The sequence below is a fragment of the Alteromonas sp. HB246098 genome, assembly GCF_054890645.1.
The window spans coordinates 1-25,807 of the sequence record NZ_JBTZUG010000007.1 but is presented as its reverse complement, the minus strand read 5'-3'; the positions used below and the strand labels follow the sequence as shown (position 1 = coordinate 25,807).

Annotated in this window: 23 protein-coding genes; 15 read left to right on the top strand and 8 right to left on the bottom strand. The window is 44.9% G+C overall.

The genetic code is table 11. The features are described 5' to 3' along the window. Positions 1-396 precede the first annotated feature (396 nt). From ACYTPF_RS14735 to rpoS, 10 genes are all read left to right on the top strand, one after another. Positions 397-2,019 carry a methyl-accepting chemotaxis protein gene (locus ACYTPF_RS14735; RefSeq protein ID WP_461852749.1) on the top strand — a complete coding sequence of 541 codons (1,623 nt, stop codon included), beginning with the start codon at positions 397-399 and terminating at the stop codon, positions 2,017-2,019. 331 nt (positions 2,020-2,350) lie between these two features. Continuing rightward, on the top strand, positions 2,351-4,066 hold the full coding sequence (locus ACYTPF_RS14730) for a TIGR03545 family protein (RefSeq protein WP_461852748.1): 1,716 nt from the start codon (positions 2,351-2,353) through the stop codon (positions 4,064-4,066). A 99-nt stretch (positions 4,067-4,165) separates the two neighbouring features. After that, positions 4,166-4,456, top strand: coding sequence for a cell division protein FtsB (gene ftsB / locus ACYTPF_RS14725; protein ID WP_179982290.1), 291 nt, complete (start codon positions 4,166-4,168; stop codon positions 4,454-4,456). Positions 4,457-4,461: 5 nt separating this feature from the next. Next, complete coding sequence (gene ispD / locus ACYTPF_RS14720; protein ID WP_461852747.1) at positions 4,462-5,220, top strand: 2-C-methyl-D-erythritol 4-phosphate cytidylyltransferase; 759 nt, start codon at positions 4,462-4,464, stop codon at positions 5,218-5,220. Next, positions 5,220-5,693, top strand: coding sequence for a 2-C-methyl-D-erythritol 2,4-cyclodiphosphate synthase (gene ispF, locus ACYTPF_RS14715; RefSeq protein WP_461852746.1), 474 nt, complete (start codon positions 5,220-5,222; stop codon positions 5,691-5,693). The genes ispD and ispF overlap by 1 nt, the downstream gene beginning before the upstream one ends. Then, positions 5,690-6,775, top strand: a complete 1,086-nt coding sequence (gene truD, locus ACYTPF_RS14710) for a tRNA pseudouridine(13) synthase TruD (RefSeq protein WP_179982288.1) — start codon at positions 5,690-5,692, stop codon at positions 6,773-6,775. The genes ispF and truD overlap by 4 nt, the downstream gene beginning before the upstream one ends. Positions 6,776-6,856: 81 nt before the next feature. Continuing rightward, positions 6,857-7,492, top strand: coding sequence for a protein-L-isoaspartate(D-aspartate) O-methyltransferase (locus tag ACYTPF_RS14705; protein WP_118490353.1), 636 nt, complete (start codon positions 6,857-6,859; stop codon positions 7,490-7,492). Continuing rightward, positions 7,489-8,067 (top strand): YqaA family protein, encoded by a 579-nt coding sequence (locus ACYTPF_RS14700; RefSeq protein WP_269917160.1) that lies wholly within the window; start codon positions 7,489-7,491, stop codon positions 8,065-8,067. Before ACYTPF_RS14705 ends, ACYTPF_RS14700 begins: the two co-directional genes overlap by 4 nt. A 1-nt stretch (position 8,068) precedes the next feature. Then, positions 8,069-8,938, top strand: coding sequence for a peptidoglycan DD-metalloendopeptidase family protein (locus tag ACYTPF_RS14695; RefSeq protein WP_461852745.1), 870 nt, complete (start codon positions 8,069-8,071; stop codon positions 8,936-8,938). 72 nt (positions 8,939-9,010) lie between these two features. After that, complete coding sequence (gene rpoS / locus ACYTPF_RS14690) at positions 9,011-10,003, top strand: RNA polymerase sigma factor RpoS (protein WP_118490355.1); 993 nt, start codon at positions 9,011-9,013, stop codon at positions 10,001-10,003. A gap of 138 nt (positions 10,004-10,141) precedes the next feature. On the opposite strand, the gene folA is transcribed toward rpoS, so the two are convergent. Further along, the gene (gene folA / locus ACYTPF_RS14685) at positions 10,142-10,651 is read right to left on the bottom strand and encodes a type 3 dihydrofolate reductase (protein ID WP_461852744.1); all 510 of its coding nucleotides are present in this window, start codon (positions 10,649-10,651) and stop codon (positions 10,142-10,144) included. Positions 10,652-10,802: 151 nt separating this feature from the next. Here folA and ACYTPF_RS14680 point away from each other — a divergent pair, with 151 nt between their 5' ends. Next, positions 10,803-11,168 carry a hypothetical protein gene (locus ACYTPF_RS14680; RefSeq protein WP_461852743.1) on the top strand — a complete coding sequence of 122 codons (366 nt, stop codon included), beginning with the start codon at positions 10,803-10,805 and terminating at the stop codon, positions 11,166-11,168. 171 nt (positions 11,169-11,339) lie between these two features. Here ACYTPF_RS14680 and cgtA read toward each other — a convergent pair whose 3' ends face one another. The 3 genes from cgtA to rplU form a co-directional block, all read right to left on the bottom strand. After that, positions 11,340-12,506, bottom strand: coding sequence for an Obg family GTPase CgtA (cgtA, locus tag ACYTPF_RS14675; RefSeq protein ID WP_461852742.1), 1,167 nt, complete (start codon positions 12,504-12,506; stop codon positions 11,340-11,342). A 256-nt stretch (positions 12,507-12,762) separates the two neighbouring features. Further along, a complete protein-coding gene (gene rpmA, locus ACYTPF_RS14670) occupies positions 12,763-13,020 on the bottom strand; it encodes a 50S ribosomal protein L27 (RefSeq protein ID WP_012517170.1) in 258 nt (85 codons plus the stop codon). 15 nt (positions 13,021-13,035) lie between these two features. Continuing rightward, positions 13,036-13,347, bottom strand: coding sequence for a 50S ribosomal protein L21 (gene rplU / locus ACYTPF_RS14665; RefSeq protein ID WP_012517169.1), 312 nt, complete (start codon positions 13,345-13,347; stop codon positions 13,036-13,038). A 1,055-nt stretch (positions 13,348-14,402) separates the two neighbouring features. Between rplU and ispB the strand changes: the two genes are divergently transcribed. After that, on the top strand, positions 14,403-15,377 hold the full coding sequence (gene ispB / locus ACYTPF_RS14660) for an octaprenyl diphosphate synthase (protein WP_179982283.1): 975 nt from the start codon (positions 14,403-14,405) through the stop codon (positions 15,375-15,377). 204 nt (positions 15,378-15,581) lie between these two features. Here ispB and ACYTPF_RS14655 read toward each other — a convergent pair whose 3' ends face one another. The 3 genes from ACYTPF_RS14655 to ACYTPF_RS14645 form a co-directional block, all read right to left on the bottom strand. Further along, on the bottom strand, positions 15,582-16,298 hold the full coding sequence (locus tag ACYTPF_RS14655; RefSeq protein ID WP_179982282.1) for a ZIP family metal transporter: 717 nt from the start codon (positions 16,296-16,298) through the stop codon (positions 15,582-15,584). Positions 16,299-16,558: 260 nt separating this feature from the next. Further along, positions 16,559-17,890 carry a Xaa-Pro dipeptidase gene (gene pepQ / locus ACYTPF_RS14650; protein ID WP_461852741.1) on the bottom strand — a complete coding sequence of 444 codons (1,332 nt, stop codon included), beginning with the start codon at positions 17,888-17,890 and terminating at the stop codon, positions 16,559-16,561. 172 nt (positions 17,891-18,062) lie between these two features. Next, entirely contained in the window at positions 18,063-20,126 is a 2,064-nt protein-coding gene (locus ACYTPF_RS14645) for a transglycosylase SLT domain-containing protein (protein WP_461852740.1), read from the bottom strand. Positions 20,127-20,621: 495 nt separating this feature from the next. Between ACYTPF_RS14645 and fadB the strand changes: the two genes are divergently transcribed. Together fadB and fadA are read left to right on the top strand one after the other, a co-directional pair. After that, positions 20,622-22,772: a fatty acid oxidation complex subunit alpha FadB gene (fadB, locus tag ACYTPF_RS14640; RefSeq protein WP_461852739.1), complete on the top strand. Its 2,151-nt coding sequence runs from the start codon at positions 20,622-20,624 to the stop codon at positions 22,770-22,772. Positions 22,773-22,790: 18 nt separating this feature from the next. Beyond that, positions 22,791-23,954, top strand: a complete 1,164-nt coding sequence (gene fadA / locus ACYTPF_RS14635; RefSeq protein ID WP_024015658.1) for an acetyl-CoA C-acyltransferase FadA — start codon at positions 22,791-22,793, stop codon at positions 23,952-23,954. Between the two features lie 75 nt (positions 23,955-24,029). On the opposite strand, the gene ACYTPF_RS14630 is transcribed toward fadA, so the two are convergent. Further along, positions 24,030-24,998, bottom strand: a complete 969-nt coding sequence (locus tag ACYTPF_RS14630; RefSeq protein WP_461852738.1) for an integron integrase — start codon at positions 24,996-24,998, stop codon at positions 24,030-24,032. Positions 24,999-25,277: 279 nt separating this feature from the next. Between ACYTPF_RS14630 and ACYTPF_RS14625 the strand changes: the two genes are divergently transcribed. Then, positions 25,278-25,586, top strand: a complete 309-nt coding sequence (locus ACYTPF_RS14625) for a DUF6980 family protein (protein WP_461852737.1) — start codon at positions 25,278-25,280, stop codon at positions 25,584-25,586. Positions 25,587-25,807: the final 221 nt, after the last annotated feature.

The following is a 25,807-nucleotide window of genomic DNA, read 5'->3' as shown; positions in this document are numbered from 1 at the left end:
ATGACTGCCCACGGTTACATGGAAGCCGCTAAATAACAAGCAAAGTCGTAACCCTGCATTGACCTGTCGTTCTTCTTTAAACTTTATACTTTTGGATGAAGATCACGACGGGGCCAAATTTTCGCGGATAGTAGCACACAAAATTGCCCTGCCAAGCCCCCGCTCACAAAGTTTTTCAGTTTCTCTGTCAAGCTACGTAGTCATTGCGTTAGATGACATATATCACCCTGTAAAAGCCGCGCTATTTTTAGTTCATCAGTCCGTTAATCCTCTACGCCAAAGGTCGTAGTAAAAGATTTTTGAAAATGATGTATTTTTAATTGCAATAAAAAGCGGCTAACTAAAAACCGTCTACACTATAAAAAAACAAAAATATAAGTAGATAGGTATTTGCCAATGTGGTTACGAAAATTTAGTTTAATTCAACGTTTGGGCATTATTGTTGCCCTAATTACTCTGCTGTTTGTATTGCTAACCGCTGTTGTCTTAAACAGGCACTATGAAGCTTTAAAGCAAAAGTCCTATGACGAAAACCAACACTTGGTTGAAGTAGTTCACACTATGCTCGCCAGCTTCGAAGCGCGTAGCGACGTAGACGAGGCTACGGCTAAACAACAGGCGTTAGCAGCGGTAAAGAAGCTGCGATATGACGGCAGCAATTACTTTTGGATCCAAGACCAAACCCCCTCTATGGTTATGCATCCCATTAAGCCGGCGCTCGATGGTAAAGACCTAAGAACATTTAAAGACGGAAACGGCAAAGCCTTTTTTATAGAAATGGCGCAGAAAGTTAAAGCGCAAGGGGACGGCTTTGTCGATTACGTGTGGCCTCTTCCCGGCGAAGAAACCCCTACTGACAAAATTTCTTATGTAAAAGAATTTAAACCGTGGGGCTGGACTGTCGGTTCAGGAATCTACCTTACAAACCTTGAAGAAGAGTTCGCGCACCTTCGCAACCTAATCTTGGTATTTTGCCTAGTGAGCATTGTATTAGTTGTATTGCTGGTTTATGTGATAGGCGGAAGCATAGTAAAGCCTGTCCAAGAAGTGTCTGAACGGATGAAAGATATTTCTCAGGGAGAAGGCGACCTCACTCGCTCTCTTCCTGAAACTGGGCAAGACGAAGTTACTCGGTTAGCCCGCTACTTTAACGAGTACACCGATAAAATGCGTCAATCTTTGCTGGGTATTCGCGAAAATATCAGCTCTCTTACCCAGCAAGCTGAACTCGTAGAGACGTCCAGCCAAAATAGTAATGCACAAGCGCAAACACAAAACGAGAATATGCTGCAGGTTGCTGCAGCAATGGAAGAAATGACAACGCAGATTAACGATGTCAGCAGTAATGCGGATTCTGCAGAAAAGAGTACAAGTCGTGCCCGAGTTAACGTTCAAAACGGTGCAGCAGTGGTGGATAGTACAGTACAAGATATCCGCTCGTTGACCTCTGATATAGAGAGCGTGAGCACCGTGGTGACTGAACTTGCTGCACAAACAGACAGTATCGGAGCTGTGCTTGACGTAATTCGAGGCATCGCGGAACAAACCAACTTACTCGCACTTAATGCCGCTATTGAAGCCGCTCGAGCCGGTGAACAAGGAAGGGGCTTTGCAGTAGTAGCAGATGAAGTTCGCACCTTGGCAAGTCGAACCGGACAAAGTACCGATGAAATTCAGGCTATGATTGAAAAGCTGCAGAGTAACGCGAAAAGTGCGGTAGACGCAGTACAAATCAGTCAGTCTGCGTCGAACAAAACTGTAGACAATGCCATACAAGCGAACCAGAACCTTCAGGAAGCTGACCGCCTGATGACGGAAATTGCGGATATGAGCAGTGAAATTGCCCGAGCCACTGAACAGCAGGCGGAAGCAGCCACTGAAGCAAATGTGCGAATAAATGCGTTGTCGGGTGCTGCTGATAGTAGTTTGAAAACAGCAGATGAACTGGCAGCTGCAAGCCAAGCACTTAAAAGCAGTTGTCTGGCAATTATGGATATAGCAAACCGTTTTAAGCTTTAAACCTCTTTTCGACCGCGGCCTAGAGAGCCCGCGAAGCAATTCGCGCATGTTCAGGCCGCTCATACCTTTCTTTATGTCCTTCCTTGCTTTAACTCGAACTTCAAATGCGATTATTTTCGATACTAAGAACGAAACTTTGTAGCATTTAGACGCTCTTAAACCATCAGTGACAAGCTCTGCCTGTGGAACAAAAGGTCTGAGTGCATTACACTCAGAATCACATTAAGTGGCCGAGTGCCGATTTCTTCTAAGTAATCGGCTATGCTATCGCAATGTGGCAATGGCTTAAGCGCTTGTAACGTTAGACGCGTATCAAATCAAGGAGTTGAATATGAGTAGTGGTTCTAAGGGGAAGCCTATTTTACTATGGGTTGCCGGTTTTTTCGTGTTGCTATTCTTGGTGTACTTTTTGTTCGCCAACACCATTATAAAATCTATTCTTGAATCAAAATTAGGGGAATCATACGGCGCCGAAGTTAATATTGACGAATTCGACCACTCTCTTTTCCCCACTACCGTTACCCTAAAAGGCATCGCGCTAACCAACCCAACCAAGCCATCTCACAACCAAGTTTTTGTAGGCGAAGCTAATGCGGACGTCGAGTTAAAGCCACTGCTTGATGATCAGGTTATTGTTAATAACCTAAACCTTTTAAAAGTACAGTTTGATACCAAGCGTGAGTCAGAAGGTGAAGTTTATCGCGTTCCAGAGCGCTCACTGTCGTTCGATGAAATCAAAACGAAAGCGAAAGAGGCCGTGCCTACGGTTGATGAACTACTTGCACGCAACCCGCTAAAAACGACCGCAGCCATCGAAAATGCCAAGTCTGCCTACGAAACGTATGGCAAAGGCCTTAAAGATGATTATGAATCTTTGCCTGATAAATCGCGCATTGAGTACTACAAAACGCAGGTCGCTCAGCTAAAAGAAACAAACTACAAAGACCCGCAGGCGCTGGTTCAAGCGAAGTCAGCATTCGATAAGCTGAAAGAAGAAATGCAGGCAGACCGCGCGCTTATTAGCAACTTCACTGAAAAGGCTAGCGATGCAAAACAGGCCTTGAGTGAAAGTGTTGAAGCGCTCAAAAAAGCACCTCAGCAAGACTATGCTTTACTTAAAGGTGTTATTGCTGGCGATCAGGCCGCCCTTTCTCAGGTAACCTATTTTGTATTTGGCGATAAAGCAGCGGAATACACCGAATACCTGATGGCGGCAATGCAAATAGTTATGCCGCTTATTCAGGGCGAAGAAAAAAGCGAAGCGCCTGCTGACGTACCCTCAATTTTAGTAAAAGAGGCTAATGTCTCTGTACTATGGCAAAACGAATCTATCACGAGTAAGTGGAACAATATTACTAACGTTCACGAAGTATTTGGTAACCCTACCACCTTCACCATTGAAGCGGCTGGCGATTTATTAAAGTCGTTTACCTCTAGCGGTGAGTTTTGGATTGACGGTGAAGGTGTTGATGCTAGCCAGGTATGGGAGCTAGCTGGCGTGAACATGTCTGACATTTCTTTTAGCGGCAATGAAACACTTAATGCGGTGCTTAAATCGGCGCTAATGAAAACCAACGGGTCGATGAAAGTCACTGACAACATGCTTACCGGTACCGGTGAAGTCGATCTACAGCAGCTTGTCATGGAAGCAACGGGTACTAGCGATATCACTAGCGCTATCGCTCAAGCACTGCAAACCCTAAGTAGTCTGAACATGACCATGTTGCTTGATGGCACCCTTTCAGACCCTGGCTTTAACATTAAGTCTGACCTTGACAATAAACTTGCAAAAGCAGCACTTTCGCAACTTACTGCTAGCCAGAAAGATAAACTAGACGAGTTAAATACTAAGCTCAACAATATGATAAGTAGCGAGCAGTCCCTTCTATCTGGTGAGCTTGTTGACGTAAACAGTATGCTTAGCGCAGCCCAAGGTGACAGTGCTGCCCTTCAGGAACTACTTCAAGCTCAGCTTAACAACGTTGTCGAGCAGCAAAAAAGTAAACTGTTTGATAAATTGAAGGGTAAATTTGGTCAGGGTGAATAATGCACCTTTGACTCGGCGCTGCTTCGCGGCATAATACAACACAGCAGAGGCATAGCGCCTCTGCTTTTTTTCCGCTTAACCATATTGTCAGGTGAATCTGTGTTACAAGGTAAATGGCTTCCCATTGTGTTAATAGTACTTCTTGGTCTATTGCAATACAGACTATGGTTTGGAAAAAATAGTATTCCCGATTACTTCAACCGAAAACAAGAAGTTCATACACAAGCCCTTCAAAACGCGAATCTTGCTCAGCGCAATGCGTTACTTAAAGCTGATATCAGCGATTTAAAAATTGGACTAGAAGCCATTGAAGAAAGAGCGCGAAATGAACTCGGTTTGATTAAGAAGGGAGAAACCTTTTACCGTATTTTGCCCGCAGATGCTAAGTGAATAAAATGACATCGCCCCGCGTTGTTGCGGTTATCCCCGCAGCCGGAGTTGGCAGCCGCATGAAAGCCGACCGTCCCAAACAGTACCTTACCTTAAACGGTAAAACCATTCTTGAACACACCATAGACGCATTGTTAACCCATCCGTTAGTTGACGAAGTTGTGGTGGCCATTAGTCCAGGCGATGCATACTTCGATACCTATGGACTGAGGGAAAAACCAATTCATGTGGTAGACGGTGGCAAAGAACGGGCAGACAGCGTACTTAGCGGCATCATGTCTTTGGGCGAGAATGATTGGGCTTTAGTGCATGATGCAGCCCGCCCCTGTATTGAAAAAAGCGACATTTCAGCGCTTATTGCCTTAACAGACAATGAGTCGGTTGCCGGCGGTATTCTGGCAACCCCCGTTAGAGACACTATGAAACGAGTTGCGCTTGATACGAATACCGACACCAATGTTATTTCTCACACCGAGGACAGAGATGGCCTGTGGCACGCGCTAACTCCACAGTTCTTTCCCGCAACACTTTTAAAGCAAGCCCTTCAGGAAGGTTTAGCGAAAGGCGCAGCGATTACTGACGAAGCGTCGGCTATGGAGCTTGCTGGCTACAAAGTAGCTATGGTTAATGGAAGCCCTGCTAATATAAAAATTACCCACCCAGCCGACCTTCCTTTGGCAGAATTCTATCTTAAGCAAAAATTTAACGCGCAAGGCGACAATCTGCAAAGCCAAAGCGCGCAAGATCAAAAGGCAAATTTATAATGCGAATAGGACACGGTTTTGATGTACACAAATTTGGCGGCGACGGCCCCATCACCATAGGTGGCGTGCGCATCGACTACGAACAAGGCCTTGTGGCACATTCTGATGGCGACGTATTGCTTCATGCACTTTGCGATGCAATGCTAGGTGCGGCAGCACTTGGTGATATTGGCAAGCATTTCCCTGATACAGACGATGCCTACGCAGGTGCAGACAGTCGCGTACTGTTGCGCCACGTTGTGAATGTAGTGAAAGAAAAAGGCTACAAGTTAAGCAATGCCGATATGACGATAGTGGCGCAGGCGCCGAAAATGGCCCCACATATTGAAGCTATGCGCGATATCATCGCGCAAGACTGCAACGTAGCGCTTGACGACATTAATGTAAAAGCTACGACAACGGAAAAACTCGGTTATACCGGCCGCAAAGAAGGCATTGCCTCTCACGCTGTCGTGCTATTGGAAAAACTATGAAGCCCTTAAACACTGATCACTGGCAGTACTATTTCACAAAGCCTGTATCTACTGGCATATTTAAATTCCAAGCCGACGACTTTCAAGTTGTTGAAGATTTAGGCTATACGCCCTGCGGTGAAGGTGAGCACCAATTTGTGTTTATTGAAAAAACCAACACAAATACCGCATTTGTGGCAGAACAGCTTGCGCGCTTCGTTAACTTGCCACTACGCCAAATTACTTATGCTGGTCGTAAAGATAAATACGCAGTAACACAACAGTGGTTTGGCATACATGCCCCAGGCAAACCTGATTTCGATTTTAGCAATTTCGAACTGGAAGGCGTTAAAGTACTTAAACAAATGCGCCATAACAAAAAGCTGCGTACGGGTCAGCTTAAAGGCAATCACTTCACGATTACCTTGCGTCAGGTATTACACCCAGAAGCTATTGAAGAGCGTTTGCAAGAAATTGCAGAGCATGGGGTACCTAATTACTACGGCGAGCAACGCTTTGGTGTAATGCGCTTAAATGATATGGGTGAAGTGCAGCGTGGCGGAAACCTGGTAATGGCCGAACGCATGGTAAATGGTGAAACCATTAGGCACCGTAACAAACGCTCTATGGCACTTTCTGCTCTGCGCAGCTGGCTGTTCAATGAAATGCTTTCAACGCGCCTTGAAAAAGGAACATTTGATAAAGTAAACCAAGGCGATGCACTGGTGCTTTCCGGGTCTAATAGCTTTTTCATTAATGAAGGTGCTGAAGGCTCAGAACAGCAACAAGATGCACAACGTCGCTTTACTGCAAAAGACGTGTGCCCTTCAGCGCCACTTTGGGGTAAAGGAGCACTCGTTACGCAAGCTGACGTATTAGCATTGGAACAGTCTGTTGCTGCGCAAAATAGTGAAGTTATCGATTTTTTAAGTCAATGCGGGTTCGAACAAGAGCGCCGAGCGATAAAAATTTGGCCTTCACAGCTTGAATGGCAGAGTAAGGGTGATACATTTACTATCTCGTTTGCGCTTCCGAGCGGCTGCTTTGCAACCTCGGTCCTTAGAGAATGCGTGGAGACCTTATCCCCCATTAACCGGGTTTAAAAAGTATTGATAAAAGTGTGGCGCGCAACAGATTTAACCTCGCGTAGCTGTGAATAAAAATAAAGGAAAGTACGCAACATCATGAGAGCTTCTAGAAAAGGAGACGCGTTAGCACAACTGCTTTATAACGAGGGAATACGTTCACAAGCAGTATTAAACGCCATTGCTGGTACGCCGCGGGAGAGCTTCTTGCCCGACGCGCTTAAACATAAGGCTTATCAAAATACGGCATTGCCTATAGGCCAAGGCCAGACAATTTCGCAGCCTTATATCGTTGCGAAAATGACTGAGCTATTGCTTGATAGCCCCAACAAACCTGAAAAAGTGCTGGAGATAGGCACAGGCTCAGGTTATCAAACGGCTATTCTTGCACAGCTATTTGCGAAGGTTTTTAGTGTAGAGCGTATTAAGTCACTGCAGTTTCAAGCGAAGCGCCGAATGAATCAACTCGACCTTCACAATATTGCAATGAAACACGGCGATGGTTGGAAAGGCTGGGCGTCAAAAGGCCCGTACGACGCTATTATCGTTACCGCTGCTGCTGCGAGCCTTCCCCAGGATTTGTGCGAACAGCTAAAAGAAGGTGGGCGACTTATAATTCCCGTGGGTAACGAACAACAATCGTTGCTGTGTATTGATAGGATTGAAGGGGAACTAAAAACGTCGACCATTGAATCGGTTCGATTTGTTCCCCTTGTAGCAGGAGAGCTAATGTGAAGCTTTTTGAGCCGTGTTATGACATGGCGTTACGCTGGGCGAGGCATCGCCACGCAACCAAATATTTAGGTGGGTTAAGCTTCTCAGAGTCGGTTTTCTTCCCCATTCCCCCTGACGTGATGCTTGCACCAATGGCCTTGTCGCAGCCTAATAAGGCATGGCAGTTTGCTCTGATTACTACCATTGCCTCTATTTTGGGTGGTATTGCGGGCTACTGGCTTGGTTACTTTGCGTTTGATGCTTGGCTCGCTCCGCTTGTAGAAAGCTGGGGGTATACCCATAAAATTGAAACCGCAATGCAATGGTTTAAAGACTATGGTGTATGGGTAGTCTTTCTTGCGGGGTTTTCCCCCATTCCCTATAAAGTATTTACGGTAAGCGCCGGTTTCTTGCAAATGGCTTTTCTACCATTTTTACTTGCATCTGCAGTAGGGCGTGGCGCGCGTTTCTTTTTAGTCGCGGGCCTAATGCGCTGGGGTGGAGCTCCCATGGAACAAAAATTAAGACAGTATGTAGAAGTGCTTGGGTGGGCAGTTGTCATCCTTGCAGTACTCGCCTATTTACTGCTGCGATGATATGCATAAGCCTCTTTTTTATATAGGTTTTTTGTTATATTTTTGTGTACTTATTGGGGGATGCGCAGGAAGAACTGCTCCTGCCCCTGTTGTTTTATTAAATAGTCAAGTTTCAGATGGAAGCGAAGAGTACACAAAAAAAACCTATAAAGTGCAACGAGGCGACACACTTTATGCAGTAGCTTGGTACACCGGAAACGACTATCGCGATCTAGCAAAATACAACCATTTATCAGCCCCTTACACCATTTTTCCTGGCCAAATTTTAAAGGTTACACCACCGTCAAATGTAGCTCTAGCCCCCGTCAAATCTAAGGTTAAGACCAAACGGTCAACAACTCCGACCACATCTAAAGTAGACGAAAGTTTGGTTGACCCCCCATCGCCACAAGCGTATCGTGAAAGTGAAAAAGTTGTTAAGCCACAAAAAGTTACGACTGTCAAGAAGCCGTCACGAAGCGTCAAAAAACAAACGCCGACGAGCTTTCCAAGCAAAGTACAAAAGTGGGTTTGGCCTGCAGAAGGTAAGTTAGTTGGTACTTTCAGTAAGGTAGAGTCAGGCAACAAAGGAATTGATATCGCTGGTGCCAGAGGCAGTAAAGTCGTCGCAGCAGCAGATGGAAAAGTTGTTTACTCAGGGAGTGCCTTAAGAGGTTACGGTAAGTTAGTTATTATCAAACACACCGATACTTTCTTAAGTGCTTACGCCTACAACGACACTATTTTAGTCAAAGAGCGAGAATGGGTGTCAGCGGGGCAGCAGATTGCAACCATGGGTGATAGCGGAACAAATTCGGTAAAACTTCACTTTGAAGTTAGGTATAGAGGGAAATCATTAGACCCGATGAAATACCTGCCAGTATTAAAATAATAAAAATAAATAACAATAAAAAAAGACAAAGGAGAAACGTCATAAGGTAAACCTTGTAGCAGGAGATTCATGATGGGTAAGTCAAATAAAGCCTTGGAATCAAAACCGCAAGATGACTTAGATGTCATCGATATGCCAGCTGATATGAAAGCTGACGAAACCTTAACCAACGACGCTGAACTAGAAAATGACGATGCCATTTTCAGTCAGGATGACCAACCTAAAAACCTAGATGCCACACAGCTTTATCTAGGCGAGATTGGTTTTTCACCACTGCTAACCGCAGAAGAAGAAGTTTATTTTGCGCGCCGCTCACTGAAAGGCTGCGAAGCCTCTCGCAAACGTATGATTGTTAGTAACCTTCGCCTTGTTGTTAAGATTGCTCGCCGTTATAACAACCGCGGACTAGCACTTCTCGATTTAATTGAAGAAGGTAACTTAGGTCTAATCCGTGCCGTAGAAAAGTTTGATCCTGAACGAGGATTCCGCTTTTCAACGTATGCAACCTGGTGGATTCGCCAAACTATCGAACGCGCGATTATGAATCAAACGCGTACTATTCGTTTGCCTATCCACGTAGTAAAAGAACTAAACGTTTATTTACGTGCTTCTCGTGAACTTTCACAAAAGCTTGACCATGAGCCAACTGCAGAAGAAATTGCGGCGGCCCTAGATAAGCCAGTGGAAGATGTAACAAAGATGCTTCGCTTAAATGAACGCATTACCTCTGTCGATACACCTATCGGCGGAGAAAATGATAAAGCACTGCTTGATATTATTGCTGATGAGAAAGAGTTTAGCCCTGAAGAGAGCTTACAAGATTCTGATATCAAGAGTAATATCGTAACTTGGCTTGAAGAACTAAACCCTAAGCAGCGTGAGGTACTCGCTCGCCGTTTTGGTCTTATGGGATATGAGCCTTCAACCCTTGAAGATGTGGGTGCAGAAATTGGATTAACACGTGAGCGTGTTCGTCAAATTCAGGTGGAAGCACTTCGCCGTCTTCGCGATATGCTGGGTCATCAAGGCCTTTCATTAGAGAACTTGTTCGACCAAATGAAGTAGCTTTTACTCACATTGTAGAGTAGAACGTAAATGCCAGTGTTGTGGCGCTTTTAGACAAGCGTTTCAAAACTGGCATTTTTATTTTAGATTCACGGTAACCTAGCAGCCCTTTGCTAGTTCCATCTATACGGGTTGGTATTAGTTTCTCTCAAGCGTTACAAAAGTATAACCATGTGCATTCTTTTCATCGGCGCTATGTACCTCTCGCGATACTTCAGTCCAACTTGCTGCTGCCTCATAATCAGGGAACTGGGTATCTCCCTCTACTGAAAGATCAATATGTGTAAGGTACAGGGTATCCGCTTTATCTAAAAATGACTGGTAGATAGTACCGCCACCAATAATCATTATCTCGTCATTCTGTCCATTATCGTTACTTAGCGCTTTTGCGACCTCAAATGCTGATTCCGGCGAGTCGACCACGGTAGCGTCAGATAAGCTGTAGTCAGCATTACTGGTAATGACGATATTTGGCCTACCAGGAAGTGCTTTGCCAATTGACTCGTAAGTTTTTCGCCCCATGATAACCGCCTTCCCCAGAGTAATAGCTTTAAAATGCTTTAAGTCAGCAGGTAAATGCCACGGCATATCATTGTCTGCGCCAATAACTCTGTCCTTTGCCATAGCAGCAATCATCGCTATTTTCATTTTTTACACCTTCAGGCTAAGTTCTAATTCTTCAAGGCAAAGTATATCAATATCAGATAGGAAATGCGCCAACACCTTAAGGCAAATAATAACAATTATCATTTGCATGAGTTATAAAAGTATTTTAGTGTAGAGTTAGGAGGTGGCTACCATGCTTATAACTTATTTATGCCCTAAACATGCAGACTGGGTTTACAACAATCCAGAGCAAGCGCTACACGGAATGGCACGGGACGAAATGCAGGGCACTATGCTTATGCAAAGCGGTCAGTTAAGTGAAGCGATTCCCTATCTTGGATGTGCGTTTGATATTGCCGTTATATTGCTTGAAGTTGACGGTGGCGAAAACAGCGCTATGACGTCTAAAATTATGAGCTTGACCAGTTTACTTGAAGATATTTATTTTCATTTGAGACTTACCCATCACAGAAATGCCATAGTAGACAGAGCCCACACGATAATAGAAGCTTCTAACAATATCGCGAACAACGAAATACCTCTGCGATTTGCGGTGTAGAATTGGTACGCACCTAACAAAAAGCTCGCACTTTGCTTTGGCAAATGTACGAGCTTAATGTTTTGTGAGTTGATTGATTGTGACTGTTTAAATCACTAACTCACAGAAACTATCTTCGACCAGTGCTTCTCGACGATTGTTTCTCAACGACTGTTTCTCAGCGATTGTTTCTCAACGACGATACTCAACTTCCACGTCGTAGTCGTCTTCGTCCCAGTCGTCGTCATCGAGGTCATCTTCAAATTCATCATGGGCTTCTAGTGTATTCTTATGGTAAGTGTCCCATTTGAATTCCACTTCTTTCTTCTCTTCTTCCTCTTCTATTTCTGCTGGAAGGGTTTCGATGAAGTCCATAATGTCGTTACACAAAGGATCTAGGTTCATCTTTTGGAACGCAGATATTTGATAAACTGGGCCATCCCACTCTAATGCTTCAATAACATGCTGACAGCGCTCTTCGGCTTCTTCTTCAAGTAGCAAATCGACTTTATTAAATACCAACCAACGAGGCTTTTCTGCCAACTTAGGGCTGTATTTTTCGAGCTCTTCAATGATCGCTTTTGCGTGTTCGGCAGGATCGGTTTCATCAACAGGGAAAATATCAACCACGTGAAGCAAGATACGACAACGCTCTAAGTGCTTTAAGAAGCGTATGCCTAATCCAGCACCATCCGCAGCACCTTCAATCAAACCAGGAATATCAGCAACAACGAAGCTGCGCTGTGAGTCTTGACGAACTACACCTAAGTTAGGCACAAGGGTGGTAAACGGATAATCAGCCACTTTCGGCTTCGCCGCCGATACAGAGCGTATAAAGGTTGATTTACCTGCGTTAGGCATACCAAGTAAGCCCACATCGGCTAGAAGCATAAGCTCTAGCTTAAGATTGCGAATTTCACCTGGCGTACCATTGGTTTTTTGACGTGGTGCGCGGTTAGTACTGCTTTTAAAGCGAGCATTACCTAAACCGTGAAAGCCGCCCTGTGCCACTTTAAGCTTTTGACCATGACGCGTTAGGTCACCCAATACTTCACCAGTGTCGCTATCGGTTGCGCGTGTACCCACGGGCACCATCACGGTAAGATCTTGACCTTTCTTACCGATACAATTACTACCTTGGCCGTTCTGACCGCGTTCAGCGCGATGAAAACGTTCGAAGCGATAATCGATCAATGTATTTAGGTTTTCATCGGCTTGTAAGAATACGCTGCCGCCGTCACCACCGTCGCCGCCGTCTGGGCCACCTTTAGGTACGTATTTTTCCCTTCTAAAGCCAATGGTACCGTTGCCGCCGTCACCGGCTTCAACGCGAATTTCAGCTTCATCTACAAATTTCATTTATCACTCCGGGCTGTAATGCCGTGGGTTGTTAACTTTTTAATGCGAATACTAAGTTTACACCAAATTACCCTTTGGCGCTTTTGTGTCTGCTCAGTATTCTAAAAAACGAGAAGTAAAACCTTGCCTAGCGTTAATTCGTTCTAGAATTTACACGCTACAAATAAGAACAGTAAAAGAAAGAAAGGTTTCACAAAACAAAAAACCCCGCTTGCGCGGGGTTTTTCTAAGCCTGTTCGGCGAGAAGCTTTCGCGCTTACTCAGCTACGATGCTTACAAATTTACGGTTCTTCGGTCCTTTAACGTCGAACTGAACTTTACCGTCTTTTAGTGCAAACAACGTGTGGTCTTTACCGATACCCATGTTGTCACCAGCGTGGAAACGAGTACCACGTTGACGAACAATGATGTTACCAGCAAGAACAGATTCGCCACCAAAGCGCTTAACACCTAGGCGTTTACTCTCTGAATCACGACCGTTTTTGGTACTACCACCAGCTTTTTTGTGTGCCATGTGTTCGTGCTCCTATTATGCGTTGATACCAGTGATTTTCACTTCTGTGAACCACTGACGGTGACCCGCTTGCTTACGAGAGTGCTTACGACGACGGAACTTAACGATTTTTACTTTATCGCCACGACCGTGTGTAACAACCTCAGCAGTCACCTTACCACCAGCAACGATTGGTGTGCCGATTTTTACGTCGTCACCGTTGCTTACCATTAAAACTTTGTCAAATTCAACCGTTTCGCCTGGGGCTACTTCGATTTTTTCAAGACGAACGGTTTGGCCTTCGGCCACACGGTGTTGTTTACCGCCACTTTGGAAAACCGCGTACATAGTTAACTCCGCTCTGCGTCCACTGACGCTTCAATTCAAAAAACAGGGCGCGAATTGTACGTGAAACATCCGTAAATCACAAGCCCGATTCGCAGAAAAAATGATTATTTTTCCAACATGGGGCGAATTATGCCTCAATTGCTTATTTGATGCAGCTTCAAATGCTCTGAAACTATTAAAATTTCAAAAATAATTTCGATAAATCAGCACAAAAGTAGGATCGCTAACTATAAAAACTTTGGCTATTTCTACAAAATATTGGTGAAAAGTGCGGGCATAACTACAGCGAATTGATAAAAGCCGCTGACGGTTGGGCTTGCGCCGCTAGCGATCCGAAAAAGCAACTGATGATCTGATTAAGCCATTAGCGGTCAAAGAAGCCATTAGCGATCTAGGAAAAAATTAGCGATCCAATAGAGGCTATTTGCGATCGCCTAAACGAGATCCCAAATAGATCGGCACAATCGGTTAAAGGATAAAAGATTGTTTCTTACGAGATGAATTGTGCCCCTACTTACTATCTAGTCGTAGTGCTACTTTTTGTAGTTTTACTTTCCGATTGCCTATTGGATCGCAAGTTTAGATAGTTACGCTCCCCTTTCGCTTGATACAGGATCTATGAATTTACGTAAACGATCATCCGGTTTAATTGCTCGGCTAAATAGCTCGCTTAATTGCTTGGTTTAGTCGCCAGTGGAGCGTATTTCTATTCAGATATAAAACGTTAAAAAATCGCCCTTTGAAAGGAAAAACAATTAAGAGCGCCTATAATTATAAGAAATTGTATACGGAAGTATTAATGGGCAAACCTCAAGTAAGCGAATAACGCAAATTGAACACTATTGAAAAAACAATATTTAAAAGAGTTGAGAATCTCTGATGAAAAATGCTTTTGTGCAATTTCTAAAACGAGTTTAAGCGTAATTAAGAAATTACACGTAAATACGTTAAGCCGTCATTTTTTAAGACAATTTGGTGGATAGTACAGATGATTAAGGTACAATCGCCAGCAACCATTGCCCAAGACGTAAGAGTAAGTATTTATTGCCATGCCTATGGATATAGATCAAATCCGCGCCCTGTCTAATGATGATATGCAGGCGGTTAACCAGCTGATTCAACAACAAGTCGATTCTGATGTTGCCCTTATTAATCAGCTTGGCTTTTATATTGTAAACAGTGGCGGCAAACGCTTACGCCCTCTACTTACCGTGTTAAGTGCGCGGGCAATGGGCATAGGTAATAACGACCATCACACCCTTGCAGCTATTGTAGAGTTCATTCATACCGCGACCCTGTTGCACGACGATGTGGTTGACGAGTCGACCATGCGCAGAGGTCGGGAGACTGCGAATGCTATCTTTGGTAATCAGGCCTCGGTATTAGTAGGTGACTTTCTTTATACCCGCTCTTTCCAAATGATGGTTAGCCTTAAGCGCATGCGCGTTATGGAAATATTGTCGGAAGCCACGAACCAAATAGCAGAAGGCGAAGTGTTGCAGTTGATGAATTGTAACGATGCCAGTACTACCGAAGCGCGCTACTTTGACGTTATTTATGGTAAAACGGCCCGTTTGTTTGAAGCAGCAACACAGTTAGCGGCTGTTTTGACTGACCAAAACGAGCACATTGAACATGCCATGCAAGAATATGGTAAGCACTTAGGCACAGCCTTTCAGCTTGCTGATGATATTCTTGACTACATGGCTGACAGCGAAGAAATGGGTAAAAATGCTGGTGATGACTTAGCAGAGGGTAAACCTACCCTTCCATTACTGTACGCTATGTGGCACGCAAAGAATGATGACGATAAAGCACTTATTCAAGAAGCCATTGAGCAAAGTAACGGCCTACCACATTTAACCCGTATTCAAGGCATTATGGAAGAAACCGGCGCTTTGGACTACACACGAGAATGTGCCCAAAAAGAAGTGCAAATGGCGATTGATAGTCTAAACGCTGTCGAAGATTCTGAATACAAAGAAGCGCTCATTGCGCTGGCGCATATTTCAATTGAGCGTACGAGCTAATTACCAATAAATGGTGTGAGAAGGCGTGTTATGACCAACACGCCTTTTTTGTGGCTGGAACTTGGGTAGTACTTATAACGTAGACTACTCACTTTTTGATACACAAACGTTTTCGACGCTCTGACAGACAATTTCAGTACAGAACGTTCTCTGTGTTGGCTCAATATGAAAACACACGTTTAGGCTAAGCGCATGTTTAACAAGCTAGCCCTCAAGCATGAAACCTACAAGGCCTACTAGGAAGCCAAGAATACCGCCTAGAGGTGGTAACCAATGGTTTTCCATACGAATTTGCGGTGCTATATCCTGGAACACTGAATAAAGAATACCGCCTGCAGCAAACAGCATAATCCCACTCATGACCACTGGGAACTGGGCTAAGTAGTAAAAGCCTAGCAAACTGAATAACGGCCCGAGTAACGCCATCAGAACAAAGATAACAATGAGTTTATTACTGCGCTGTTTGTTTTTGGGCAACATTTCTCTGTAGGCGTTAAACCCTTCAGGTAAATTTTGAACCGCAATCAATAGGCCTAATAACATGGTACCTCCACCTAAAGCTGCCGTGGTACCAAGGGCGATAGACTCTGGCACAAAGTCACTGAGCATGGCGGCTAACTGACTGCCAGCGGTTTTCTTTTTCGCTAGATAAATATCAAGGGCCATAAAAGCGAAAGCGCCACCAATAAAACACAATATGGCAGCAAATACCGATACGTCTTTTATCCCTTCGGGCACAAGTACTAAGCCTACTGCTGATATCAGGGCCCCTGCCCCAAGTGCTAAAATGCCGTGGCGTAACTCTTTTTCTAACCACTTGGGTTGAATACCTTGGTACGTTGCTAAGATAGCGCCCGCGGGCATGGCTAGGCCAGCTACCGTTGCCATTACTAATAAACCTACAATATCGCCTTGTGACATAAAGACTCCTTTCTCGCTTTTGTCAGTACACGTCTATTTATTGATTACTACACACAGCAGCATTGGTTTACAAATAATACAAGTCCGCACAGATTATTACCCACACAGCGAGATTTAAAATGTTCGTAATCGCGGCGTATTACCGCAGGTATAGAGGTTCTACATCAAGGTGACACGATAAAAAAGAGCAGCCTTACGCTGCTCTTTGCATTCATGAAAATAGTTTGAGCTTGCCGTTAGCTATGCTCAGAAAAGCCCGATTAATTTAAATCTAAATCTCGGGTCATATTTTCGTTCTTATCGCGATGCACAACAATATTGTCTTCAATACGAATACCGCCAAACGGCTTGTATGCATCAATAGTATCCCAGTTGATGTATTTAGACGCAGGCGTCGCTTTCAAGTCGCGCAGCAAGCTTTCGATAAAGTATAAGCCAGGTTCAATAGTGAACACCTGACGAGCTTCAACCATTCGCGTACAGCGTAAAAATGGGTGATCATCAGGAGCCGGCTTAGGCGTGCCTCTGTCATCATTGACTAGACCGCCTACATCGTGCACCTGTAAGCCTAAAAAGTGCCCAATGCCATGTGGGAAGAAAGTACGGGTAATACCCATTTCCACGATTTCTGGCGGCGTTAAGTTCACCATGCCGGTATCGTGAAGAATTTGTGCAATACCGTCGTGGGCTAACAAATGTATGTCGGTATAAGCTACGCCAGGCTTCAACGAGTCGACCAAGGTCAGCGTTACCTTGTCTACCGCCTGAATAAGGTCGCGAAACATTGCTGAATTTTTAACACCGTCTTGAGCATAAGTACGGGTAATATCTGCCGCATAACCATGATAATTCGCCCCCGCATCAATCAAAAACGAACGTGACTCTTTTGGCGCTACGGTATCGCACTGCATGTAATGCAGAATTGAAGCATGCTCGTTAAGTGCCACAATGCTGGTGTAAGGCACATCATTATCACCTTGTCGACTTGCCGTTGCGTAAGCAAGATTAATATCAAACTCACTTTTTCCTTCACGAAAGGCTTGCTCAGCCGCTTTGTGCCCTGCTACCGCCAGCTTGTTAGCTTCACGCATGCAGTCAAGTTCATAATCGGTTTTATAAGCACGTTGATAGTGCAAATAATGCAACACGCGGTCTGGATTTACATTGTCAAAACCCAGCGCTTTAGCCACTTCAATATATTCGCCTACATAGGCAAAACGGCTTTTATCGTAAGGCAGAAATTTCTCTACCGCATCGGCCTGTTGAAGTAGTTTAATGTCGAAGCTATCAGTCCAAAAGTCATTTGGCTCTGGCGGCACTTTGTGCCAGAAATCTTCAGGGCGATAGAAAATAAGCGTAGGCTTGTCTACACCGTTTACCACCAGCCAACAGTTAGGGTTATCAATAACAGGCACCCATGCTTTGAACTGCGGGTTTACCTTAAATGGGTAGTGATTATCGTCCAAGAAAAGACGTTTGCCCTGCCCTGAGTGAATAACTAGTCCGTCTAGCCCTTCTCGTTGTAATGCTTCACGGGTACGAGCCTGAAGCTCTTCGATATGCTGTTGGTAGGTTGCTTTATGTTGCGACATAGCCCCTCTTATCTTTTTAGTCGTTAGATGGAACACATTAGTCACTAGTGTATCACGAGGCCAACATGACGTGCATGCTGACCCCGACCATTGCGCTGTCGTTTACGGTAAGTCGCCAGAGCCAGCCGCCGCACAAGGTAAACCAAGGCGTACCTGTGTACGCCTTGCATCGCTATCGTGGTGCTAGTTGCAGTGTGCCTGTTACCGGATGTGTACTGACCGCATCAGCCGATGGGATCATATCGCGGGTAAGTTGAGGGAAGATATTCTCGTTGCCACCTAGCTGTTGGTCGTAGATATGCTGATACGCCATCACCGCTTTCACATACGCACGGGTTTCCTTATAGGGAATATTCTCAATCCAGATATCAACCGAAAGCGCTTCATTAGCAGGCAGCCATTCCAACACTTTACGCCACCCCGCATTGTAAGATGCAGACACCAGCACTGGGTTGTTGTTTAACTTATCCATTAAGTAACGAAGGTACTGCACACCATAATCAACGTTATCATCGACTTTAAAAAGCTTGTTTCTACTTACTTTCTCTTTTGCCACATAGCGTGCTGTTCCTGGCATTAGCTGCATTAAACCTGCCGCTCCAACCGGCGAGATGGCATCACTCCTAAACGAGCTTTCGCGGCGTGCAATAGCCATAGCCAGTGACTTAGATATGCTATAGGCCTGCGATTTTTCGCTAAATACATCGCTAAACGCTAGTGGGAATCGGCGTTCTACATCGTCCCAATAGCCGCTTCTTGCGAAGCTGGTAATTGCTTGGTCGTACAGCCCCCACTCATAAGCGAGTATGCCTGCATCAGTCACGTTCGACTCAGGCAAATGGGAAAGCAAGTAGTACCACTCTCTACGCGCTTCTGTGGTTCTGTCTAATCTGAAAAATTCTACAGCGCGCATAGTGGCTGGGGTTTTAGCCACACTAGCAATAGCCGCCGTGTCTCTTGGTGCTGGCGTGTGTGCAAGCGACGGAATTTCGCCTATGTGCGCACTTGCCATAAAGCCATAATAATGGCGTTCTTGAGAAAGCTCTTTATACAACACAGTTGCCTGCATAGTTTGACCAAGGGCTTCTAAGGCACGGGCTTTCCAGTAACGAAAATTTTCTTCTTGCTGCAGGTTAACCGGGGCGTTATCAATAACATCAATCACCTCCTGCCATTTCTTCATGCGCAGCAAATGAGAAACATGCCATAGCTTTACATCATCACTGGCACCCTGAACATCGGCAAGTTCTAGCCACTGGTGGGCTTGGGGAAGGCGGTCTAACGTGTAGCTAAGTGCAATCGCTCGACGCATAATGTGCTGCTGGGCTTCTGAGAATACTTGCTTAGCCTTGTAGCGATTAAATACCTTGCCGGCTAAATCTGGGTTTCGCCACGCTAGTTTTTCTATTGCCCATATCATTACCTCAGCTTCATGTGATGTATTTTTTAGCGGGAAAAGCGCGGTTTTATTAACTCGGCTGGTGTCGCGGGTGACCGATAACCATGCATCTGCAATGTATTGCTTATCGCTGGGAAGTTGGCGTTTTAGGTAAGAGATAATACTTCGGTTATCTTCTTTCGCCGCAATTTCAATGCGTTTTATCACCATGTCTGGTGTCATCATGCCCGCTTTTTTCCATTTCGCAAAAAGCGGATCGCATTCGTCAGGCTGGGACTGGCCATGAAGCCAAAGCGCATCTACTTCACGGAGAATATCTTGTTCGCTTTCACCTTCTTTCAAACGGTAATTAAGCGCAGTACATGTTAGTCGTGCGCCCATGCCGGGACGATAACTGCTTAAAAATGTACTGCGATAATTGTTCTTTGCGAGATACTTCAGCCACTTGTAACGCAAGCCATAGCTAACCGGTTGACCGTTAAAGTCATCTAAAAACTGTTTAACTTCGCGCTTTGTTTTGATTGACATGGTGCGCTCTAATTTAAGCCGTAGCAGGTACGGATAGAGTGGATAATGCGCTAACTCATAAATGTCGTTATCAAGGTGTTGAAGGCGGTGTTTCGAATAAGTAAGCAGCTTCTTTTCAACTTCTAAATAGCGGGCACGATCTTTTTCGAAAATATCATTGGGTAGCGTTAATGGCTGTGTGGCCCATGCACTAATAGAGAAAACTAAAGAAAGCGAGCAAACTAGCGCCCCCACTAGCGTGGCGAGTAATTTATCGTTTTTTGCCAGCGAGTGCTGACCTAACCTCGAACTAAAATAAAAACCAGACACAATAGAACTCCTACCCTGCTCTACACTCGAATGGCCTATGAAAGCCGGAAAATTAGCTAATCGAGTTGATTGTAAAATGTTGCTGATAAAGCAGCATTACGACTGACCCACTACATTTGTTTTATAAACAAAGGGAAAATTTCAGTCTGGCTCCGTGCCAAAGAAGATGTTGTGCCAGCTGTCGTTAGCTATGCTTTACAAACATAGTTGACATGATTGTAGATTATTCTTTTGCTGGATTGGCGCTTTGGGCCAATAACGCTCATTATACAACCACCAATACCGAAATGAAGCTTGAATTCGATATTTGCACTTGAATTTAAGTCATCGGACCACTACCTTAGACAAATTGAAACGCTTGTTTGATTTTTTGTTGAAATTTTGTGTGGCTTTGTAAAGAATCTAGCCACCCTAACGCGTTAGTGAATGCATACGACCCTACAAATTAGTTGGATTACTTCACTAACATCCTGGCCAATGCCGAAGGAGATGATAATGATATACACAGGCAAAAGTCTTTCCGTCAGCCTGTTAGATGACGGCTTTGCTGAGCTGGTATTCGACGCCGAAGGTTCAGTAAACAAGTTCGATCGCCAAACAGTGAGCGAACTTGACGAAGCAACTCAAGCCCTACTTGCTAAAGGCGATGTAAAAGGCTTAGTAGTACGCAGTGCAAAACCTGCATTTATCGTAGGTGCAGATATCACCGAGTTCACTGGCCTTTTCGCTATGGACGATGCTGAAGTACTACAGTGGGTTGCCAATACGTCACAAGTATTCGACCGCTTCGAAGACCTACCTTTCCCTACCATTGCTGCCGTTAATGGCTTTGCGCTAGGTGGTGGTTGTGAGATGGCATTGGCATGTGACATGCGTATTGCCGACACCACAGCGTCTATTGGTTTACCAGAAGTTAAGCTAGGTCTTATGCCTGGTTTTGGTGGTACGGTTCGTCTACCTCGTCTTATTGGTGCAGATAATGCTCTAGAGTGGATGACTACTGGCCGCGACAGAAAAGGTGCGAAAGCCCTTGCTGAAGGTGCAGTTGATGCCGTTGTTGCACCAGAGGCGCTAGTTGAAGGCGCGCTTTCAATGGTGAAAGACGCCGCTGACGGTAAATTTGACTGGCAAGCGCGTCGTGCGGTTAAGAAAGCCCCACTACAGCTAAACAAAAACGAAGCCATGATGAGCTTCAGTACTGCTCAAGCAATGGTATTTGCGCAAGCTGGCAAACACTACCCAGCACCGCACAAAATGGTTGAGACTGTTCAAAAAGCAGCGGGCCTAGACCGTGACGGCGCACTTAAGCTTGAAAATGAAGGCTTTGTAGCTCTTGCGAAAACCGACGCTGCGAAAGCGCAAATTGGTATTTTCCTTGCTGACCAGCTGGTTAAAGGTAAAGGTAAGAAGCAGGCAAAAGCAGCCACTAAGCAATCTAAGCTTAACGCTGTACTAGGTGCAGGCATCATGGGTGGCGGTATTGCATACCAAAGCGCTGTGAAAGGCACACCGGTAATCATGAAAGACATTAACCAAGGTGCACTAGACCTTGGCCTTTCAGAAGCCTCGAAAATTCTTGGTAAAGGTATGAAACGCGGTAAAGTTGATGCGACTAAAATGGCGCAAACACTAAACGCTATCACGCCTACCCTTGAGTACAGCACGCTTAAAGATGCAGACCTTGTTATTGAAGCGGTTGTAGAAAACCCGAAAGTAAAAGGTATTGTGCTTAAAGAAGTAGAAGACAATGTAGCGGACGACGCTATCATCTGTTCAAACACTTCTACTATCTCTATCAATCAGCTAGCTGAAAGCCTAGACAAGCCAGAGCGCTTCTGTGGTATGCACTTCTTTAACCCAGTGCACCGCATGCCGCTAGTTGAGATTATTCGTGGCGAGAAAACGTCTGAAGAAACCATTAATGCAGTAGTAGCCGCTACCCTTAAAATGGGCAAAACCCCAATTGTAGTTAACGACTGCCCAGGGTTCTTAGTAAACCGCGTATTGTTCCCATACTTTGCGGGCTTCAGTAAGCTACTTATCGACGGCGCTGACTTTGTTGCTGTTGATAAAGTAATGGAAAAAATCTTCGGCTGGCCTATGGGCCCAGCTTACCTAATGGACGTTGTAGGTATCGACACTGGCGATCACGCAGCAGACGTAATGGCAGCAGGTATTCCAGAGCGTATGGCTCGTCTGGACAATGACCCGGTAACACTGTTCTACAAAGAAGAGCGTTTAGGTCAGAAGAACGGTAAAGGTTTCTACAACTACGGTGTTGATAAGCGCGGCAAGCCGTCTAAAACACCTGCTGAAGAAGCATATGCACTAATGGCACCACACGTAGCTGAGAAGACAGATTTTGAAGCTGACGACATTATTGCACGCCTTATGATCCCTATGGCAAACGAAGCAATTCGCTGCCTAGAAGAAGGCATTGTAGATAGCGCAGCTGAAGCAGATATGGCGCTACTTTACGGCTTAGGTTTCCCTCCATTCCGCGGTGGTATTTTCCGTTGGATTGAAACCATTGGCTTGGCGAACTTTGTTGCGATGGCAGACAAGTACGCTGAACTTGGTCCAATTTATCAGATTTCAGATGGCGTTCGTGAAATGGCCGCTGCTGGTAAATCATATTTCGCATAAGACCCGGAGGAAAAACTAATGAAAGAAGTGGTCGTAATCGATTGCGTACGTACCCCTATGGGTCGTTCAAAAAACGGTGTTTTCAGAAATGTGCGTGCAGAAGACCTATCTGCTGCGCTAATGACCGCGCTATTAGAGCGTAACCCTGGCGTAAACCCAGCGGAAATTGAAGACATCATTTGGGGCTGTGTTCAGCAAACTAAAGAACAAGGCTTCAACGTTGCACGTAACGCGCAACTATTAACACAAATTCCACGCACAACAGGCGCGGTAACGGTAAACCGTTTATGTGGTTCATCAATGCAAGCCCTTCACGATGCAACAAGTGGCATCATGAGCGGCCGTGGTGACATTTACATGATTGGTGGTGTTGAGCACATGGGTCACGTACCGATGAACTACAACATCGACTTCCACCCTGGTCTTGCTAAGTACACGGCAAAAGCGTCGGGCATGATGGGTATGACTGCCGAGCTACTTGGCCGTCAAAACGGTATTACTCGTGAACAACAAGACGCATTTGGCGCGCGTTCGCACCAGCTAGCGCACAAAGCACACCTTGAAGGCCGCTGGGCTAACGAGATTGTGCCTGTTGAAGGTCACGATGCAAACGGCGTATTAAAGCTAATTGACTACGATGAAGTAGTACGCCCAGAAAGCACTGCCGAGAGCATGGCCGCACTTCGCCCAGTTTTCGATCCAGTAAATGGTACAGTGACTGCGGGTACGTCTTCTGCGCTGTCTGACGGTGCATCAGGTATGCTACTTATGTCAGCAGACCGTGCGAAAGAGCTTGGCCTAACGCCACGTGCGAAAATTCGCGCAATGGCTGTGGCTGGTTGTGATGCGGCAATTATGGGTTACGGCCCAGTTCCAGCAACACAAAAAGCCCTTAAACGCGCTGGCCTTACTATGGACGACATTGAACTTGCTGAGTTTAACGAAGCGTTCGCGGCACAGGCACTATCGTGCATTAAGCAACTAGGTTGGATGGACCACCTAGATACTAAGATTAACCTTAACGGTGGTGCGATTGCACTTGGTCACCCGCTAGGTTGTTCTGGTTCACGTATCTCAGGTACGCTTATCAACCTAATGGAATCACAAGACGTAAGCCTAGGCTTAGCGACCATGTGTATTGGTTTAGGCCAAGGTATTGCTACCGTATTTGAGCGTGTATAAGCGTTTATATAAAAGCTTTTAAAGCTAAATTTTGAAAAGGGCCTTCGGGCCTTTTTTGTTTCCGTAAACAAAAAACTAAAACGCTAAATTAGAAAGTGGGCTGACAACACCATTAGCCCCTTGTTGAAGTATATGGGTATAAATTTGAGTAGTTCTTACATCGGCGTGACCTAGTTGGTCTTGCACTGTTCTGATGTCTGCACCTGATTGCAGTAAATGCGTAGCAAATGAGTGACGAAGCGTGTGTGGCGTAACATGCTTAATTATTCCCGCATCACTTGAAGCACGACTTACCGCGCGCTGTATCTGTTTTTCATCTATATGATGACGCCGTAATAGCTTGCTTTCTGGATCGATACTTAACTTTGATGCAGGGAACAAATACTGCCATTCCAGCGTTTTATTACGCTGTTGATACTTTTTCCTCAATCCATGTGGAATCCAAGCACCAGCAAAGTCTGGCACCATCAAATCTCGTTGTAAAAGTTTTTCACTTTCACTGATATGATTTCTTAAAAGTGGGATAAGTGATTCTGACAGCGTTACCACTCGATGCTTGCCCCCTTTCCCAAACCAAATTCTCACACACTTGTAGTCGAAGTCTATATCTCCCGTTCTAAGACGCACGCACTCCATTAATCTAAGGCCACTTCCATAAAGGAGTGCTACCGCTAAGTAATGATGGGTAGGCACCCTACCAAGCAATGCTTTTACTTCTAACTGGGTTAAAACAACTGGCAGCTTCCTTTCCCTTCCGCTCCCCACAAAATTCATGTCGGAAGGAAGTGGTTGTTCTAAATATTTATTGTAAAGAAACACTAATGCGTTAAGTGCGGTGGCTTGTGTAGACCGCGCATTCTTTCGCTTGGTAGATAGATGGGTAAGGTATGCTTCAACATGCAACACGTCGAGATCTTTCGGGTGCTGAAATTTGTGAAAACGAATGTAGTCTGAAATCCAGTTTATGTAGGTTTGTATAGTACGCTTTGCATAGCGCTTCAGCATCATGTGCTCGTACAGGGATTTAATAAACTGAGACTTCATATTCGACTCCAAAATAAAAGAAGTCTATTTAAAAAATCACAATGAAATAACTGACTTTAGTACCTGTTTTGTTGCAAAGGCACTCACAAAATATCCCAAAATCACCTGCAACCCGATTTGGTGTCTTTAGCTTTTGAGTAAAATACACCAAAAACGTATTTTACTAATCCTATCGATAGGTTATGGTTTAATCATATTTATAACCAAACGGACAAAAACCCCGTTCTGGTTCGTTAAATCGCCCTGTTTAGGGAACTATTAAATTGTTAGGTGTCGCGTGTGATTAAACATTGCTGTAATGAAATGGAATTAGCAATCAAGTTTGATTGCAACCATCACAAAGATGAATATGAGTGTCCAGATACACTGATTTCATATAATCCAAAATTCGACGAGTACGGCATAATCATCCATGATGGCGGTACCGCTACTTCGGGTATCTCATATTGTCCTTGGTGTGGTTCAAAACTACCAAAGTCAAAAAGAGATCTTTGGTTTGACACCCTGGAAGCCCTCGGCTTTGATGACCCGAGTGAGCAAGATATACCAAAACAGTTTCAAGGGAGTGATTGGTATCGTAACACCTAACAAACCACTCAAGGCACTCGCGCTGCTCGCTGGGACGCTAACACATGGGCTGCGTCACTTCGTTCCTAATTTTAGCCCATGTATTATCGCCCCTTAGTGGGAAGTTAGGTGTCAGCGCACACTGATAAATCAGTGGAATAAACGAAGAAAAGGAACTTCTATGAATTTAACTATTTTAGCAATTTCTGGATACATTACTTGGATGTTAGTGCTATTGCTTA